Below are 16,899 nucleotides of genomic sequence, written 5' to 3' on the forward strand. Positions count from 1 at the left end.
ATAAACATGAACATCATGAACACGAGCACCTTCACCACCATGACGAGCACTGTGGTTGTGGCTGCGAGGATCACAAGCACGAACATCATGAACATGAGCACCTTCACCACCATGACGAGCACTGCAGCTGTGGTTGTGAGGATCATAAACATGAACATCATGAACACGAGCACCTTCACCACCATGACGAGCACTGTGGCTGTGGCTGCGGAGATCATGAGCACCACGATCACTCCCACAATGCTCTCACCGCAAAGCGTGTCTACATTCTGGAGAACCTCGGCTGCGCTCACTGTGCTTCCAAAATGGAGGAACGGATCCAGGCTCTTGAAGGCGTCGAAAGCGCTACCATTACTTTTGCAACAAAACAGCTTCACTTAGGGGCTGCAGATCCAGACGCTCTGCTTCCGCAGATCCGCAAGATCTGCACATCCATTGAGTCTGAAGTTAAAGTTGTTCCGAGAAATCCAGCTCCGGCAGCTTCCACTGACACAACAACTAAGACCTATCTCCTGGAGAATCTAGGCTGCGCTCACTGCGCTTCCAAAATGGAGGAACAAATTGCAAACCTTGAAGGAATTTCCGAAGCAACCATCACTTTTGCAACAAAACAGCTTCGCTTAACTGCAAAGAATCCGGATCGATACCTGGATCAGATCCGTAAGATCTGTACATCCATTGAATCCGAAGTTCTTGTAAAAGAAAAGGATCCGAAGCCAAAGGCTCAGTCCCCAAAAACAGTGACTCACACAACCGCTTCCAAGAAGAAATTTTTCTCCAAGGAAAACGTAGATATCATCTGCATTATCATCGGTGCAGTACTCTTCGTTGCCGGAGAGATCATGGAACACAAAGGCTTTGGTACCAGTGCCACTCTTCCTGTATTTGTGATCGCATACCTGGCGCTTGGGGGTGTTATCGTTGTAAAAGCTGCCAAAAACATCTCTCACGGACAGATTTTTGACGAAAACTTTCTCATGAGCATTGCAACACTTGCCGCTTTTGCCATCAATGATTCTGCTGAGGCCGTAGGCGTTATGCTCTTCTACCGCATCGGCGAGCTTTTTGAGGAAAAAGCCGTTGAACGAAGCCGCGGGCAGATCATGGATGCCGTAGACCTTCGTCCGGAAGTTGTAAACCTGGTCACAGGCGATGATATCCAGGTAATTCCCTCTGAAGAGGCTCAGATCGGAGACATTCTTCTGGTCCGTCCCGGAGACCGCATCCCTCTTGATGGTATCGTAATTGAGGGAAACAGCCGTATCGACACTTCTCCGATCACAGGAGAGCCTGTACCGGTTGCTGTAAATGAAGGTGATGAGATCACTTCTGGTTGCGTCAACACCTCCGGACAGCTTAAAATCCGCGTGGAAAAACCTCTGGAAGAATCCATGGTCACTCGTATTCTGGATTCCGTAGAAAACGCGGCAGCAAGCAAACCGAAGATCGACCGCTTTATCACACGTTTTGCCAGGGTTTATACTCCTTGTGTTGTAGGAATCGCAGTGGCAACTGCCATACTCCCATCCCTTGTTACCGGAAACTGGCATTACTGGATCTACACAGCCATTACTTTCCTGGTAATGAGCTGCCCTTGTGCTCTTGTACTTAGTATCCCGCTGGCCTTCTTCTCCGGGATCGGTGCCGGTTCTAAAAAGGGTATCCTTTTCAAGGGTGGCCTTTCCATCGAAGGATTAAGTAAGCTCGGCGCTGTGATCATGGATAAGACCGGTACTATCACAAAAGGTAACTTCCAGCTTCAGAAGGTTGTTGCCACCGGTAAATACACGGAAAATGAACTCCTTTCCATGTGTGCAGGCTGTGAACAGAACTCCACACATCCTATTGCGAACAGCATCGTTGCTGCCGCAAAGGAACGTGAGATCCAATTTGAAAAACCGATCTCCCTGGAAGAAATTTCCGGTCATGGGATCGTTGCGGAAATGCCGGAGGGAAAAGTTCTCTGCGGAAATCGCAAGCTGATGGATAAATTCGGAGTTACAATCGGAGAATTAAAGGAAGCCGCTTACGGTTCTGAAGTATTTATGGCAGTAAACGGAACCTTCGCAGGATATATGCTGATCTCCGATACCATCAAACCTGACGCAAAGGAAGCCATTGCTTCTCTGAAAAAGCTTGGTCTCCACACCGTTATGCTCACTGGAGACTCCGAAGACAGTGCACAGGCTGTAGGAAAAGATGCCGGGATCGATGAGATCTATGCAAAGCTTCTTCCGGAGGATAAGCTCAATGCCCTGAAAAAGGTCCGCCAGGCACATGGAACGGTTATGTTTGTCGGTGACGGTATCAACGACGCTCCTGTTCTTGCAGGTGCTGATGTAGGTGCTGCCATGGGAAGCGGTGCAGATGCTGCCATTGAAGCCGCAGATGCCGTATTTATGAATTCCAATGTAGATGCGATTCCTCAGTCCATTGCCATTGCACGAAGCACAAACCGTATTGCATGGCAGAACGTAATATTTGCCCTGGTGATCAAGATCGCAGTTATGATCCTTGGTCTTGCCGGACATGCCAACATGTGGATGGCCGTATTTGCAGACACTGGCGTTGCCATGATCTGCGTGCTGAATTCCATTCGTATCCTGTATAAAAAATAAGATCCGTTCTGCAGGGCAGATATCCTGCAGCGGATTCCTGTGCATCCATACAACTCCCCAGTGATGCAGAAAAGAATTTGACCGGTGCGTTTTTTTCAGCTACAATAGAAGTTAACAGTTTGGAGGATGCGCAAATGAAGAAAACACATATAGATTACCCGATCAATGATGATACACTGTACCGGCTTGCCGACCTGTTCAAGGTTTTCGGTGATCCTACCAGGATCCGTATCCTGTACGTACTTTCTGTGGAAGAGCTCTGTGTTCAGGATATTGCCGATCGTCTTTCCATGACCCAGAGTGCCATTTCCCATCAGCTCCGGGTACTGAAGCAGATGTCACTGGTCAAATTTCGAAGAGACGGAAAAACCATTTACTACTCCCTGGCAGACAGCCATGTGGCAACCATCATGAATCAGGGTCTGGAACACGTTACAGAAGAATAACTCATAAAACACAATGCAAAAAGCCAATCTGCTTCCCAATGGAAGAACAGATTGGCTTTTTTTCTCTGCCTTACTCGTGCATCATTTATATTTATCCCTCGCCCTGTGGTGAAGCACCATCGCTCCGTATGCAGGCATCTTCACCTGAAGAATCCCTGCATCTGCAATATATTCTTCCGGCATTTCCGTATAACCCTCTCCGGAAGAAAGCATCAGGCGCTGAAAAGCCGTTGCTTCTTTCCGGCTTACACCGGTTTTCCAGGCTGTTACCCTTATGTCTCTCTCCTGATCCTGATTATTAAGGATCACTAGGATCTGTTCAGAATCAGAAAAACGACCATAGCTCAAGCCCTGATGATCGTTCCACAAAAATTCCAGGGAACCCTTTGCAAGAATCGGATATGCCTTGTGTATGCAGATCATGCGTTTATGAAAGTCCAGCATCTCTTGGTCTTCTTTTCCCCAGGGATAAGTTCTGCGGTTATCCGGATCTGTAAAGCCGCAGACGCCGGCCTCATCCCCGTAATATACCGTAGGCGCACCAGGCCACGTCATCTGGATCACAACAGCCTCTCTCATGATGGCAGGATTGATGCCTGCAGATGCTGCCTCTGCGCCTGCGTAGGAAAGCCTTCCTACTCTGTGATTGGTCCTTGTCAAAAATCTGGAATGGTCATGGTTTGAAAGCTCATTCATGGCTCCATAAAGCGCTCCCATATGCAAAGACTGCATATGATGCTTCATCGCCCCGATAAAGGCCTCACTGTTGCCATAAAGGTCCTCCCGGTACTCATCACTGTGCTTCTCCATTCCGGTCAGGAACCAGGTTACAGGCTCCATAAAAGCGTCATAGTTCATAACCGTATCCCACTCATCGCCGCGAAGCCAGCTTTCCGGATTTCCGTAGTGTTCTGCAAGGATCACTGCATCAGGATTGGCTTCTTTTACTGTCCTCCGGAACTCTTTCCAGAAGTGATGGTTAAAATCATTGCTGTGGCCCAGATCTGCAGCTACATCCAGTCTCCAGCCGTCTACGTTATACGGCGGCGAAACCCATTTTCTGCCCACATCAAGGATCGTCCGGCAAAGCTCCTCAGATTCTTCGTAGTTCAGCTTTGGCAGGGTATCATGGGTCCACCAGCCGTCGTAGGTTGGATTATAGGGCCAGCGGTTCTGATCCTGGAAGCAGAAGAAAGAACGATAAGGGCTGTCCGCCGAAACATAGGCCCCCTTTTCGTAGCCTTCCTGATTTTCGTAGATCCGTTCCCTGTCCATCCATTTATTAAAGGATCCGCAATGGTTAAATACCCCATCCAGGATCACTTTCATCCCTCTTCTGTGAATTTCCTCCACAAGCTCCTGAAAAAGCTTATTACTGGCCTCCAAATTCCGTTTATCGGTCACACGGCGGATATACTTAAGGGCATGACTGTTATCACTGTCTCCGGGACTTAACAGACCATCACAGTCCGCTACGATCCTTCCGATATGCGGATCGATATGATCGTAATCCTGACAGTCATACTTATGGTTGCTGGGAGAGACAAAGACCGGATTCAGATAGATCACATCTACTCCAAGCTCCTGAAGATAATCCAGCTTATCCATAACTCCCTGAAGATCGCCGCCATAAAATTCCCGGACACCCATCACAGCCGGAACCTTTTCCCAGTTATCCACTTTTACGGAAGTGTCCCCGATATAGAAATATTCCCCTGTTTCCACATCATTGGAAGGATCTCCGTTACAGAAACGATCCACATAAATCTGATACATCACAGCACCCTTCAGCCACTCAGGCACATGATATCCGGGATAGATCTCAAATTCTGTCCTTTCCTCATGTCTGGTGCTTACACCATTTGTATCATAATAACAGGTAACAAGTCCTGAATGGATCTCAAAGTAATATCGTACAAGATTTTTTCCCATTACGATCTGTGCAGTATAATAATCAAAGCTTCCGGAAGTTTTTTCCCACTTCATTTCCAGATATTCTCCGTCATGCACAAGACAGACGTTGTCCACATTATTTCTCTGGGTACGAAAACGGATCGTAACTGTATCACCTTCCCGCGGCTCCACAGGTGTACGGTAATATTCCGTCCCGTCACTGAACATTGCGTCTTTATTTAATACCGGACTCATATTGAGTATATACCGCATCTTCTTTGCAGTCTCCATGCTTTCATATAACATTCTATCTTCCTCATTCCGTTTTTAGTACCATGTTTTAAATATATTATCTTAATTTTTTCCATCCCGCAAGCATATATATCTGTTTTCTCCGTAATCCGTCTTTTATTTTTGGGCAGTAAAAAAGACAGCTGGTTAGGCTGCCTTTTTTGGAGAAGGTATTTCTTCTTATGGGGTGTAGCAAAAACTATATAATGTATTGGGGGGTTTTTACGGTATTTATAGTACCATGTGTCCACCAAAAAGTGTGCACAAAGTTCACAAAATTCAATATATTTTTTTGTGCATTTTATTCGTTTGTTTTTGCAACCTCTTCTTTTTCTGTTGTAAAAAGTGCTTCAAACTCTTCACGATGTATCTTTTCCTTCTCGAGAAGAAGGGCCGCACAGCTGTGAAGAACGCCGATATTCTCACGGATGATGCTCTCTGCATTCTCATGGCACTCACGGATGATACGGGAAATCTCCCCATCGATCTCTCTTGCCACTTCCTCACTGTAGCCTCTGGTATGTGCCAGATCACGGCCGATAAATACCTCATCGTCATCGTTGCCGTAAGCGATCAGACCGATTTTTTCAGACATACCGTATTTCATTACCATAGAGCGTGCAGTCTCTGTGGCACGTTTGATATCATTGGAAGCACCGGTAGTGATATCTCCGAAGATGATCTCCTCAGCCACACGTCCGCCAAGAAGCGTGGTGATATCCTCCAGCATTTTGTTCTTTGTATTAAACATCTCATCATTATCCGGCAGCGGCATGGTGTAGCCAGCAGCTCCCATTCCCGTAGGGATAATGGAAATGGTGTATACCGGATCCATATGAGGAAGTACATGGAACAGGATCGCATGGCCTGCTTCATGATAAGCTGTGATCTTTTTCTCTTTATCAGAGATGACCTTGCTCTTCTTTTCTGCACCGATCCCGACCTTGATGAATGCTTTCTTGATATCCTTCTGCATGATATAAGGACGGCCCTCTTTTGCAGCATCAATAGCAGCTTCGTTAAGAAGGTTCTCCAGATCTGCACCTGTAAATCCTGCGGTTGTCTGGGCAATCTGGCGAAGATCCACATCATCTCCCAGCGGTTTGTCCTTGGCATGGACCATAAGGATCTCTTCTCTGCCCTTGACATCCGGGCGTCCCACACCGACTTTACGGTCAAATCGTCCCGGACGGAGGATCGCAGGATCCAGAATATCCACACGGTTGGTCGCTGCCATTACGATGATTCCTTCATTTACTCCAAAACCATCCATCTCTACAAGAAGCTGGTTCAACGTCTGCTCTCTCTCATCGTGGCCGCCGCCCATACCGGTTCCTCTCTGACGGGCTACCGCATCGATCTCATCAATAAAGATGATGCACGGTGCATGACGCTTGCCCTCTTCAAAAAGATCTCGTACACGGGAAGCACCGACACCAACAAACATCTCCACGAAATCGGATCCGGAAATGGAGAAAAACGGAACTCCGGCCTCTCCTGCAACTGCCTTCGCGAGAAGAGTTTTACCTGTTCCCGGAGGGCCCACAAGGATCACGCCTTTCGGGATCCTGGCACCTACCTTGGTATACTTCTGTGGGGATTTCAGGAAATCCACCACTTCCTCCAGATCCTCCTTCTCCTCCTGAAGACCTGCAACATCCTTGAACGTTACTTTCTTATCATCAGGGGACGACATCCTGGCTCTGCTTTTTCCGAAGTTCATCATCTTCGCATTGCTTCCGCCGCCTCCGGACATCTGCCGGTTCATCATCATAAAGAAAAAGATAAGGATCGCGCCGGTAAGCACTACCGGAAGTACTGTTCCGATCATGGAGCTGTCCTTGGGTACATTGCGGATCGTCGGATCGATATCATGTTCTTCAAGAAGCGCCTCCGCTTCCTTTACATCGGTTACGTAGACTGTCTTCTGACCGTCTGAAACAATGTTTGCTGTTACATAACCGGTGGGCACTTCTCTGTTCTGATGGATCACCGCATCCGTCACTTTGTCTTCTTCCAGAGCCTTTTCCAGCTGACCCATTGTGTAGCTGCCCTGGGTAGATACCTGGTCATTGAGATACAGATATCCTGCGATCAGTGCCACAATAAGCAGAAGGTACAGGCCTATCTTACCTGAATGCTTGCTCACTTGGTTAAATCTCCTTTCAGTCCTGAAGCTCCACTACTCCGATGTAAGGAAGGTTTCTGTATTTCTGGGCATAATCAAGTCCGTATCCTACTACAAACTCGTCCGGAATATTGAAGCAGCAGTAATCTACCTCTACATCTGTCACACGTCTCTCCGGTTTGTCAAGAAGTGTACAGAGTCTGATGCTTGCCGGATGTCTGCCCTTCAGGATACGCAGCAGATAGCTTAAGGTTCTGCCTGAATCAATGATATCCTCTACGATCAGAACATCTTTCCCGTCCAGTGGCTGATCCAGATCCTTGACGATCTTTACAACACCGCTGGATTTCGTATCATCACCGTAACTGGACACAGACATGAAATCCAGTGTTACCGGGCGTGTGATCCTCTTGGCAAGCTCACACATAAAGAAAACGCCGCCTTTCAGAACGCAGATCATGTGTACATCTTTTCCGTCATAATCCTTGTTGATCATATCTGCAACTTCCTGGATACGGGCATCTACCTCTTCTTCACTGAGTAAAACCCTGATTTTTTCGCTCATGCTAAAGCTCCTCCTTGGTAATGTAATTCTAACACTCTCCCTGTAGTGGAAGTGATCTTATACTTCTCGTTCATCCGTCCTCCCGGGATCCAGAGTATCTCAGATCCTACCGCAACAACCGGAAGCCTGTCTCTCATCTCCGCTGGAATCTTCTCATCAATAAAGATCCGGTTCAGCTTCTTTCTTCCGCCTTCACTGTTTACAGTAAGATAATCTCCCTGTCTTCTGGTCCGAACGCATGGACTATTTTTTATTTTATCATAATCAAACCATTTCGTATACTTTTTTTCTTCAATCTTCTGTTTCTTATAAGAAAAAATTTTCGACTCAAAAACTCCGAAAGGACTTTCCAGAATTCCAGGTACCGGAAGCTCCATAGACATTTCTCTGAGACCTGCCGATACTTTTTTTTCAGTGGAAGCATCGTTCTCTCTGTCTGATGCAGAGTTCTTTTTCAGACATACCCCTCCGTACTGTCGTATTACCCGCAGCGATTCCGGAAGATTGATATAACGACCGTTTTCTTTTTTTTGAAGCGAAAGAACCTGGTCCACATGAAGAGATGTAAAGTCCTTACGTTTTCCTGACAGTATCTCAAACGCCTCCATCACCGCATATTCCTGAAGGATAGGATCCTGTGCAAAAAATTTTTCATCCAGAAGATAGCCATTTTCTTTCCGGCAGCCTGCCAGAAGCTCCCTTCCCTTTTTCTGAAGATACGAATCTGCCTCTGCCAGAACCCGTGCGGTTTCTGCCATATGCTCCACCGCTTTTGCATTGATCTTCTGTTCCATAGCCGGAAGAATATGGTTACGGATCCGGTTTCTTGTATAGTCATCTGAAAGATTGCTGCTGTCTGTGATATAGGAAATACCTCTCTCTTTCAGATAATTGACGATCTCCTTCCGTTCTAAACACAAAACCGGCCGGATGATCTCACCATTTACCGCCTGTATCCCGGAAAGTCCCCGGATACCGGTTCCCCTTGCCAGATGATGCAGCATAGTCTCTGCCAGATCGTTGCGATTATGTGCCAGCGCAACCCGGAACTGTCCGTTCTTTTTTGACTGTTCTCCGGAAAAACCAAGTCTCTTTTTTTCCTCCTGAAACGCCTGTTTTCGCACGATCCTTCCGGTTTCTTCTTCTCCCAGCTTCCACTTTCCGGAAAGTTCCGGAACCGGATAATGCCTGGACCGGAAAGGGATTCCCCAATCCCGGCAGATTTTTTCCACAAACTGCTCATCCCGGTCCGCCTCCTGGCCCCGGATTCCATGATGGACATGAACCACTTCCATGGAAAAACCGATCTCTTTCTGAAGACTTTTCAAAATATGAAGCATTGCTATGGAATCCGCCCCTCCGGAAACCCCTGCCACAACCATATCCTCTGCTTTCAGCATCCGATTGTCTCTGATATATTTTCTTACACGTGTGATCATTTTTTCTCCTGTAACCAAAAATACTCTATTTTTTCCACAATCCTGCCACAACTACTGTCATATCATCCCTGGCATGATAATCACTGTATCCCAGGACCCTTTCCAGTATTCCCCGTCCCATCTCCCTGGGCTCTTTTTCCCGGACATCCATAATGATCTCCTTCATGGTTTCCTCTTCCCGTTCTGTAGGAAGTGCATCCAGAACTCCATCTGTCATCATGATCAGATAATCTCCATGATAAAGCTTCCTTGAGGCAGTATCAAAATCCAGCTGCTGGACCAAGCCTGCTGCAAGATTTTCCGAAGCAATGGATTCCACCCAGTGATCTCTTTTAATAAATGTGGAAGACGCCCCTGCTTTCAGAAAATCACAGATCCCGGTATAAAGATCCACCGCACAGATATCAACAGTAGAAAACATCCCTTCCCGTCCTTTCAATAGCAGTGCGGAATTCACCATTCTGGCAGCTGTTTCCTGAGAAAAGCCGGATTCCAGAAACTGTTCCAGAAGTTCTACCACGATCTCGCTTTCTTTAAACGCTTCTATTCCGGAACCCATCCCATCAGACAGACAGAGAAAAAACCTGCCATCCTCTTCCTGACGACAGATATAATTGTCTCCGGAAACCTTTTCCGCTTCTCTTGTAAGCCGCGCTACTCCGTAAAGCATCTGATAACTGACATCCTCCACAAAATGGACCATACGAAAATCTCCATTTACAATACTGCGGCTGCCGGCGTCCGGCGTCATGGAGCTTCCGCAGATCCTGGACAGGATCTGTGCGATCTCTGTCATGGAAACACACTGTCCGCTCCTGGCTCTCAGATTCAGAAATATCTGCCGTCTTCCTTCGATCTTATCCATGACCCAGACATTCTTTACAAGTACATGCTTTTTACGAAGAGCCTTTTTCAGATCTTCCTGAAACTGCGGATCTGCCGGCATGATATCATACAGCTCTTCTGCCATATGATCCATGATCCTCGAGATTTCCGTCAGCTGCTGTGCAACTGCAAGCCGGCTTTCGATCATCCGGTTATCCCACACGAGATTCTGCCTTTCTTCACGAAATCCCTCATTCAGGACCTGAAAATACTGGGCGGAACGGCCACATGCTCCCATCCATTCACTGCGTGCTCTCTGGATGCTTTCTTCATTGCCTTCCTCCATGGTACGGATCATATTCTCACTGCCCCGCATGGTTTCCCCGGCACGCTCTCCCCAGCAGATCTCTCTCTGATAACATCTGGAACATACAGCCGCACTGGTGTCCGATATGATACGGTTCAGCTGTCCTCCGCTCAAAAATTCCTTACGGTAAGGCATTCCGTAGAATGTATCCGCAAGCTTCCGGAAGGATGCTGCATACCGTTCCACTTTTTCCTTCTGGGGATGGCTTTCACAAAGCGGCAGCATTTCTTCTTTTTCCTTCGTTTTTCCCGAAAAGACAGTTTTTGCCATGTCCCGGAGTATCAGCAGTATGCTGACTACGAGCATGGCAATGATCCATTCCTGCATATTTTCCCCTCCCCTTATAACCTTCACTGACTGAACATTATAAAGGAAGATCCCTGAAATATCTGTCAAAGCCGCACGAAAATGTCAAAAAAAATTTCGTCGAAACCTTTGATTTTCAGCTATTTTTCTTCCTGAAACACGATCTCGTTGTCTTTCACAAGTCCCAGCTTCTCACGAGCCGCCTCTTCCACATATTCGTCGGTCTTCATATGTTCTTTCTCTGCTTCGATCTCCTTGGTACGTTCCTTCTCACTTTCAATGGACTTCTCCAGTGCTGTAGCTTTGGAATCATAATAATCCCTGCGCCGTTCCAGAGTCTTACTCTGCAGCATAAGGCTTCCCAGCAACACCAGTGCGATCACCATGATCCCCGCCATGCCAAGATAATTATATCCGATCCGTTTTTTTTCTTTTCCCTTTTTTGGATTTTTCAATCTGCTGCTCCTTTTTTACACAATCTGATCTCTTTACCTTTTACGAGCTTATACATCCAAATTTTACAACTTCTTCAAAAAAATATCAACCGGTTTGCTGTCATTTTAGCTTTAATGGAACAGTCTTTTTAAAAGGGATCCTTCTTTTTTGTCCTTTTTCCTGCCAAGATAGGTAAGACTGTCGATTTTTCCCTCCAAGCTAAGCTGCCCGCTTTTCAGATCAAGATGTTTTACATGAAGTCCTTCGCCTTTTATGGATAACTTTCCTTCCTCTGTATGCAGCAGTATTTCTTTTTCATCGAAAGAGATCACCTCCCGGATTCCCGTTATGGTGCCGCCTTTCTGCCGCTCCAGCATCAGACTGTGAAATGCTGCCGGTTTCTTCTCGTCCAATCCATACCTCCCTGGGGATGATTTCTCTTTTATTTTATGAAAAATCCATCCGGAATAGACCATCACGCCCAAACGGCAGCTGTCCCTGCATCAGATATAGCGGAACATGCTTTCTACCTCATCCTTTTTTACCGTTTCCTTAACTTCCAGGACTTCAACCTTTACATTACGGCTTCCAAACTGGATCTCCACAGTGTCACCGGTCTTTACCTGTACAGAAGCCTTGGCCGGCTTGTCATTGACCAGAACTCTTCCTGCATCGCAGGCTTCATTTGCCACCGTACGGCGTTTGATCAGTCTGGATACTTTCAGATATTTATCAAGACGCATAATTTTTCCTCCTAAAAAAGCAGGGGAAACCAAAAACCGGTTTCCCCTGCCGTTATCACTCTGAACCAACAGATTATTTACCGTTGACAACGTCCTTTAAAGCTTTTCCTGCTTTGAACTTCGGAGACTTGGAAGCCTCGATCGTCATGGTCTCACCAGTCTGAGGATTTCTTCCCTCTCTTGCAGCTCTTGTGCTTACTTCGAAAGTTCCAAATCCAACCAGCTGAATCTTCTCGCCTTTTTTCAGTTCATCTGTTACAACATCGATAAAAGATTTCAGAACAGCTTCTACATCTTTCTTGGAAAGATTGGTGTCTTTCGCCATTGCTGCCACTAACTCTGTTTTATTCATGGTGTTTCCTCCTATAATTGATGTTCTCTTATTTTTGACTTTGCTTTATATATATACCGCTTTTGGCTTATAATGTCAAGGTTTTTCGCATATTACAGGCGGAATGTGACCATTTTATCATTTCATGGAATCAACCATTTCAAGAACAGCCTTGCCCATTGCATCGGATTTCTCGTCTGCATCTGCAAGAGATGTTCCCTTAACGCCATAATAGAATTTAACCTTAGGCTCTGTTCCGGACGGTCTTACGCAAACCCATGCATCATCGGTAAGCTCATAGTAGAGAACATTGGAATTCGGAAGTCCTGTCGGCTTCTTCTCACCTGTTGCAAGATCTGTGATCTCATCCAGCTTGTAGTCACGTACAGCAGTCACCTTATGTCCGGCAAACTCAGCAGGCGGATTCTGACGAAGTGTTGTCATGATCTCCTGGATCTTCTGAAGACCCTCGATACCCTTCATGGTAACTGCCTGAATGGCATCCTTATAGTAACCGAACTCCTCATACATATCGATCATTGCATCCCAGAGAGTCTTGCCCTGTGTCTTATAGTAAGCAGCAGCTTCGCAAAGTGCCATGGTAGCAACAATGGCATCCTTGTCTCTTGCATAGGTTCCGATCAGGCAGCCGTAGCTCTCCTCAAATCCGAAAAGATATGTACCCTTGCCACTGTTCTCAAATCCGAGGATCTGCTGTCCGATGTATTTGAATCCGGTAAGTACTTCGATAAGATTCACGTTGTATCCCTTGGCAATGGCATCTGCCAGGTTTGTTGTAACGATAGTCTTTACAAGAGCTCCGTCCTCCGGAAGGCTTCCGTTTACAGCCTTTCTCTGGCTCAGCTCATAGTTTGCAAGAAGGCATCCGGACATGTTACCGGTAAGATCATGATACTCTCCGTTTTTATCCTTTACGCGGACGCCAAGACGGTCTGCATCCGGGTCTGTGGCAAGTACGATGTCTGCATCCACTTCCTTCGCAAGCTTAAGGCCAAGCTCAAATGCCTCTGCTGCCTCCGGGTTCGGATAGCTGACTGTCGGGAAATCCCCGTTCGGAAGCTCCTGCTCCGGTACTACATATACATTCTCAAATCCAAGCTCTTTAAGGATCCTTCTGGCCGGGATATTGCCGGTTCCGTGAAGAGGTGTGTAAACGATCTTCAGGTTCCTGCCCTCTGCCTGGATCGCATCCATATGGATGATCTGTTTCTTAAGCTCTGCCATGTAAGCATCATCGACAGCCTGTCCGATCACTTCGAAAAGTCCTGCCTTTACTGCGTCTTCCTTATCCATGGTCTTTACGGTATTCCAGTCGGAGATTGCCTTTACCTCGCCCATGATACCGGAATCATGAGGTGGTGTGATCTGCGCGCCGTCCTCCCAGTAAACCTTGTATCCGTTGTATTCCGGAGGATTGTGGCTAGCTGTTACGTTGATACCTGCCACACAGCCCAGATGACGTACTGCAAAGGAAAGCTCCGGTGTCGGACGAAGTGTCTCAAAGATATAAGCCTTGATCCCGTTTGCTGCCAGGCAAAGTGCTGCTTCCTGGGCAAACTCCGGTGACATATGACGGGAATCATATGCGATAGCAACTCCCTGGGATTTCTTGTCAACCTTGGCAATATAATTGGCAAGCCCCTGGGTTGCTCTTCTTACCACATAAATATTCATACGGTTGGTACCTGCGCCGATGATACCACGCAGGCCTGCCGTACCAAACTCAAGATCCATATAAAAACGCTCTTTGATCTCATTTTCGTCGTCTTTGATCGCTTTCAGTTCTTCTTTTGTCGCCTCATCGAAATATGGGTTTTCAAGCCACTGATTATAGATTTCTTTATAATCCATGTTCCAAAATACCTCCCTGTTTCTTTATATAAGATAATTAATATTATATAACAATTTTCAGAAAAAGGGAAGTTTTGTTTTTGTCACATTCAGAATCATTACTGCCTGAAGCACTGTTTTGAAAATTCCTCCCACTGTTTTTTCTGATGGATCAGGGTTCTCAGCTTTTCCACATTTTTTCCGGAGATCACAGCCTTGTTATGTGTATAATAATGATTTGCCAGTTTCCAGTATTTTTCCGGATAACAGAACCGGACTCTCAGGTTCTGCCACTCAGACTCCGAGAGCGGCCGTACGGAATCATATGCAGAAAGCATCTTCTGCGCGATGTGCAGATCCCAGCTGTATTTCTCCAGGATTTTCCGCATAAAGCGATACAGATCTGCCATCTGCACATCAAAGCTCCAGTGACTGAAATTCGTCACCGCTGTGTTTTTCCCAAGTATCAGCACATTATGCTGATTATATTCGCCATGACAGATACTGCCGCTTTGAAGAGACTGCTGCCGCAGATTTTTATAATCCGTGGTTTCCAGCATAGCTGCCGCTTCTTCTCCTTTTTGCAGAAACCATTCCACGCTTTTCAGATAATCCTTCTCAAAAGAATTGACCGCTCCTTTTTTTCGGATAAAACGGCGTATTTTTTTCATTTCCTGATTATGCCGGATATATTCTTCCTGCAGATTTCTTCCCGCATAATCCATTTCCACAGGAAGCTGCATGATCTTGTGGATCTGTGCCAGAGTCCGGATGCTTTTTAAAATATCGTTTTCGGATCTCGTGTCACATTCCCGTCCCTCAAACCAGATCTGTGCAGTATATGGAACAGAATCTTTGTCCCTGCTTACCAGTACGCCTTCCCTGTTTCTGAGATAGGCGTCCACAAGACAGTTCTGTTCTTTCATTTTTTCAAGAAGCTGCTGCTGCATGGAAAGCTTTTTTTCCGAGCCATGAAATTCCCGGAGTATCACCGGACCTTTTTCTGTCCGGCACAGAAGTGCCCCCCGCACCCTGCCGGAGAATGAAGCCGTAAGCCCATACTGCTCCAGCACGCTCAACCCATAATCATACAAAAAAGTTCCCCCCTGCCTTATTTTACGTTCTATTTTATGCAGGGGGGATTTTTGTTATTCTATTCGGTTTTTATGCTGTCTTTTTCTGCTGTTTCAAGAAGTTTTTCTTTTGTATTAAGGGTTGGATCTTTCAGCACACAGTCAAGAAGTCTTTCGAGCAGTGCTCCCAGTGCCGGTCCGGCCGGATGTCCTGCCTTTATAAGATCCTTTCCGGAAACTGCCAGGGTTTTCAGAGATGTACATTCACCTCTTTCAAGGATCCCCTGATAAGCTTCCGTCACACCGCTTAACCGTGCCAGCTTCTCCTCCCTCCTGTAAGTACTTTGGGATAAAAGATCTGCCTTCTGCACTTTCAGATACAGCGGAAAAAGCTCTTCTCCGATAAGATTCACAGCTCTCCGCACATCCTCGGCGTCCGGAGTGGGACGAAGATCATGATACCGGATCAGACGACAGGTATTTCGGATCGTTACATTATCAAATTTCAGACGGCGCAGGATCTTTCCTGCCAGCTTTTCGCCTGCCGGTCCGTGAGTCTTAAAGTGGTCTCTTCCATTCTCATCTGTCTTTTTTACAACCGGCTTGGCAATGTCATGAAGAAGCATGGTGATACGAAGAAGCCTGTCATTCTCGATCTCCGTAAGGCTTTTCAGGATGTGCTCGCCTACGCTGCAGCAGTGATGGGGGGTATTCTGCGCTGTTTCCATACAGGCATCAAATTCCGGAAGAAATTCCCGGGTAAGGCCTGTCTCCCAGGCTGTCCGGAGGTAATCCGGATGATCGGATACCAGAAGCTTTACAAGCTCTGTCTGGATACGCTCTGCACTGACATGCTCCAGGTTCCCCGACATCCGCGCCAGTGCTGCTTTCGTATTCTCCTCCACAGTAAAACCAAGCTGTGCGGAAAAACGCACTGCACGGAGCATCCGAAGAGCATCCTCTGTAAAACGTTCCACCGGATCCCCGACACAACGGATGAGCTTCCTATTGATATCCTCCATTCCGCCAAACAGATCCACCAGTCCATGCCCCGGATGATAAGCCATGGCGTTAATGGTAAAATCTCTTCGTTTCAGATCTTCCTCAAGACTCCTGGTAAAGGTCACGGCATCCGGGTGACGGCCATCATGATATTCTCCGTCCACACGGTAGGTTGTCACCTCAAAGCCCTCTTTGCCCATCATTACAGTTACTGTTCCATGCTGGATCCCCGTATCTACAGTTCTGTGAAAAAGCTCCTTCACCTGTTCCGGAAGTGCGGAGGTAGTGATATCCCAGTCCCCAGGCACCCGGTCCAGGATGGAATCCCGGACACAGCCGCCAACAACATATGCCTCATAGCCGGCTTCATTGAGAATATGCAGGATCTGTTCTGCTTTTTGTGGTATGTTAATCGTCATAATAACTCCTCTTGATGATCGCTGCTGTCCGTTCAAAACACGTTTACATTTCGCTGTATTATCTCCATGTCAGCAGCCGAATAATATTCTGATATGTTTTCCTTAACGCTATTTTGACACTCCCCACAGCTAAAGCAGGGGGATTCTTGCTTCTCCCACTACTGCAT

At 46.7% G+C, this 16,899-nt stretch carries 15 protein-coding genes; 2 read left to right on the forward strand and 13 right to left on the reverse strand.

Annotated features, from left to right (window positions below):
• The coding region (locus NE671_RS15220; protein ID WP_256164142.1) for a hypothetical protein at nt 1-293 on the reverse strand (293 nt) is incomplete at its 3' end.
• Between the two features lie 12 nt (nt 294-305).
• On the opposite strand from NE671_RS15220, the gene NE671_RS15225 reads away from it, so the two are divergent.
• Both NE671_RS15225 and NE671_RS15230 read left to right on the forward strand, forming a co-directional pair.
• The gene (locus NE671_RS15225; protein ID WP_330641841.1) at nt 306-2,618 is read left to right on the forward strand and encodes a heavy metal translocating P-type ATPase; all 2,313 of its coding nucleotides are present in this window, start codon (nt 306-308) and stop codon (nt 2,616-2,618) included.
• A gap of 134 nt (nt 2,619-2,752) precedes the next feature.
• Nucleotides 2,753-3,064: an ArsR/SmtB family transcription factor gene (locus NE671_RS15230; protein WP_022427364.1), complete on the forward strand. Its 312-nt coding sequence runs from the start codon at nt 2,753-2,755 to the stop codon at nt 3,062-3,064.
• 81 nt (nt 3,065-3,145) lie between these two features.
• Here the strand turns inward: NE671_RS15230 and NE671_RS15235 are convergent, their stop codons facing one another.
• The 12 genes from NE671_RS15235 to NE671_RS15290 form a co-directional block, all read right to left on the reverse strand.
• Nucleotides 3,146-5,263 (reverse strand): glycoside hydrolase family 13 protein, encoded by a 2,118-nt coding sequence (locus NE671_RS15235; protein WP_173740972.1) that lies wholly within the window; start codon nt 5,261-5,263, stop codon nt 3,146-3,148.
• A 286-nt stretch (nt 5,264-5,549) separates the two neighbouring features.
• Nucleotides 5,550-7,397: an ATP-dependent zinc metalloprotease FtsH gene (ftsH, locus tag NE671_RS15240; RefSeq protein ID WP_256164140.1), complete on the reverse strand. Its 1,848-nt coding sequence runs from the start codon at nt 7,395-7,397 to the stop codon at nt 5,550-5,552.
• Between the two features lie 16 nt (nt 7,398-7,413).
• On the reverse strand, nt 7,414-7,941 hold the full coding sequence (gene hpt / locus NE671_RS15245) for a hypoxanthine phosphoribosyltransferase (protein ID WP_015527123.1): 528 nt from the start codon (nt 7,939-7,941) through the stop codon (nt 7,414-7,416).
• Complete coding sequence (gene tilS, locus NE671_RS15250) at nt 7,938-9,380, reverse strand: tRNA lysidine(34) synthetase TilS (RefSeq protein ID WP_118753308.1); 1,443 nt, start codon at nt 9,378-9,380, stop codon at nt 7,938-7,940. The genes hpt and tilS overlap by 4 nt, the downstream gene beginning before the upstream one ends.
• Before the next feature lie 25 nt (nt 9,381-9,405).
• Nucleotides 9,406-10,899 (reverse strand): SpoIIE family protein phosphatase, encoded by a 1,494-nt coding sequence (locus NE671_RS15255; protein ID WP_044960946.1) that lies wholly within the window; start codon nt 10,897-10,899, stop codon nt 9,406-9,408.
• A gap of 119 nt (nt 10,900-11,018) precedes the next feature.
• Entirely contained in the window at nt 11,019-11,333 is a 315-nt protein-coding gene (locus tag NE671_RS15260) for an FtsB family cell division protein (protein ID WP_227573720.1), read from the reverse strand.
• Nucleotides 11,334-11,444: 111 nt separating this feature from the next.
• Nucleotides 11,445-11,726 carry a sporulation protein YabP gene (gene yabP / locus NE671_RS15265; protein ID WP_044960948.1) on the reverse strand — a complete coding sequence of 94 codons (282 nt, stop codon included), beginning with the start codon at nt 11,724-11,726 and terminating at the stop codon, nt 11,445-11,447.
• Nucleotides 11,727-11,816: 90 nt separating this feature from the next.
• On the reverse strand, nt 11,817-12,056 hold the full coding sequence (locus NE671_RS15270; protein ID WP_015527118.1) for an RNA-binding S4 domain-containing protein: 240 nt from the start codon (nt 12,054-12,056) through the stop codon (nt 11,817-11,819).
• A 73-nt stretch (nt 12,057-12,129) separates the two neighbouring features.
• Nucleotides 12,130-12,423, reverse strand: a complete 294-nt coding sequence (locus NE671_RS15275) for an HU family DNA-binding protein (RefSeq protein WP_227573730.1) — start codon at nt 12,421-12,423, stop codon at nt 12,130-12,132.
• Nucleotides 12,424-12,525: 102 nt separating this feature from the next.
• Nucleotides 12,526-14,259 carry a phospho-sugar mutase gene (locus tag NE671_RS15280; RefSeq protein ID WP_015527116.1) on the reverse strand — a complete coding sequence of 578 codons (1,734 nt, stop codon included), beginning with the start codon at nt 14,257-14,259 and terminating at the stop codon, nt 12,526-12,528.
• Nucleotides 14,260-14,357: 98 nt separating this feature from the next.
• Nucleotides 14,358-15,332 (reverse strand): hypothetical protein, encoded by a 975-nt coding sequence (locus NE671_RS15285; protein WP_118753310.1) that lies wholly within the window; start codon nt 15,330-15,332, stop codon nt 14,358-14,360.
• Between the two features lie 59 nt (nt 15,333-15,391).
• Complete coding sequence (locus tag NE671_RS15290) at nt 15,392-16,732, reverse strand: CCA tRNA nucleotidyltransferase (RefSeq protein WP_173740973.1); 1,341 nt, start codon at nt 16,730-16,732, stop codon at nt 15,392-15,394.
• Nucleotides 16,733-16,899 lie beyond the last annotated feature (167 nt).

The organism is Blautia sp. DFI.9.10, from assembly GCF_024461705.1.
Lineage (GTDB): Bacteria > Bacillota > Clostridia > Lachnospirales > Lachnospiraceae > Blautia_A > Blautia_A fusiformis.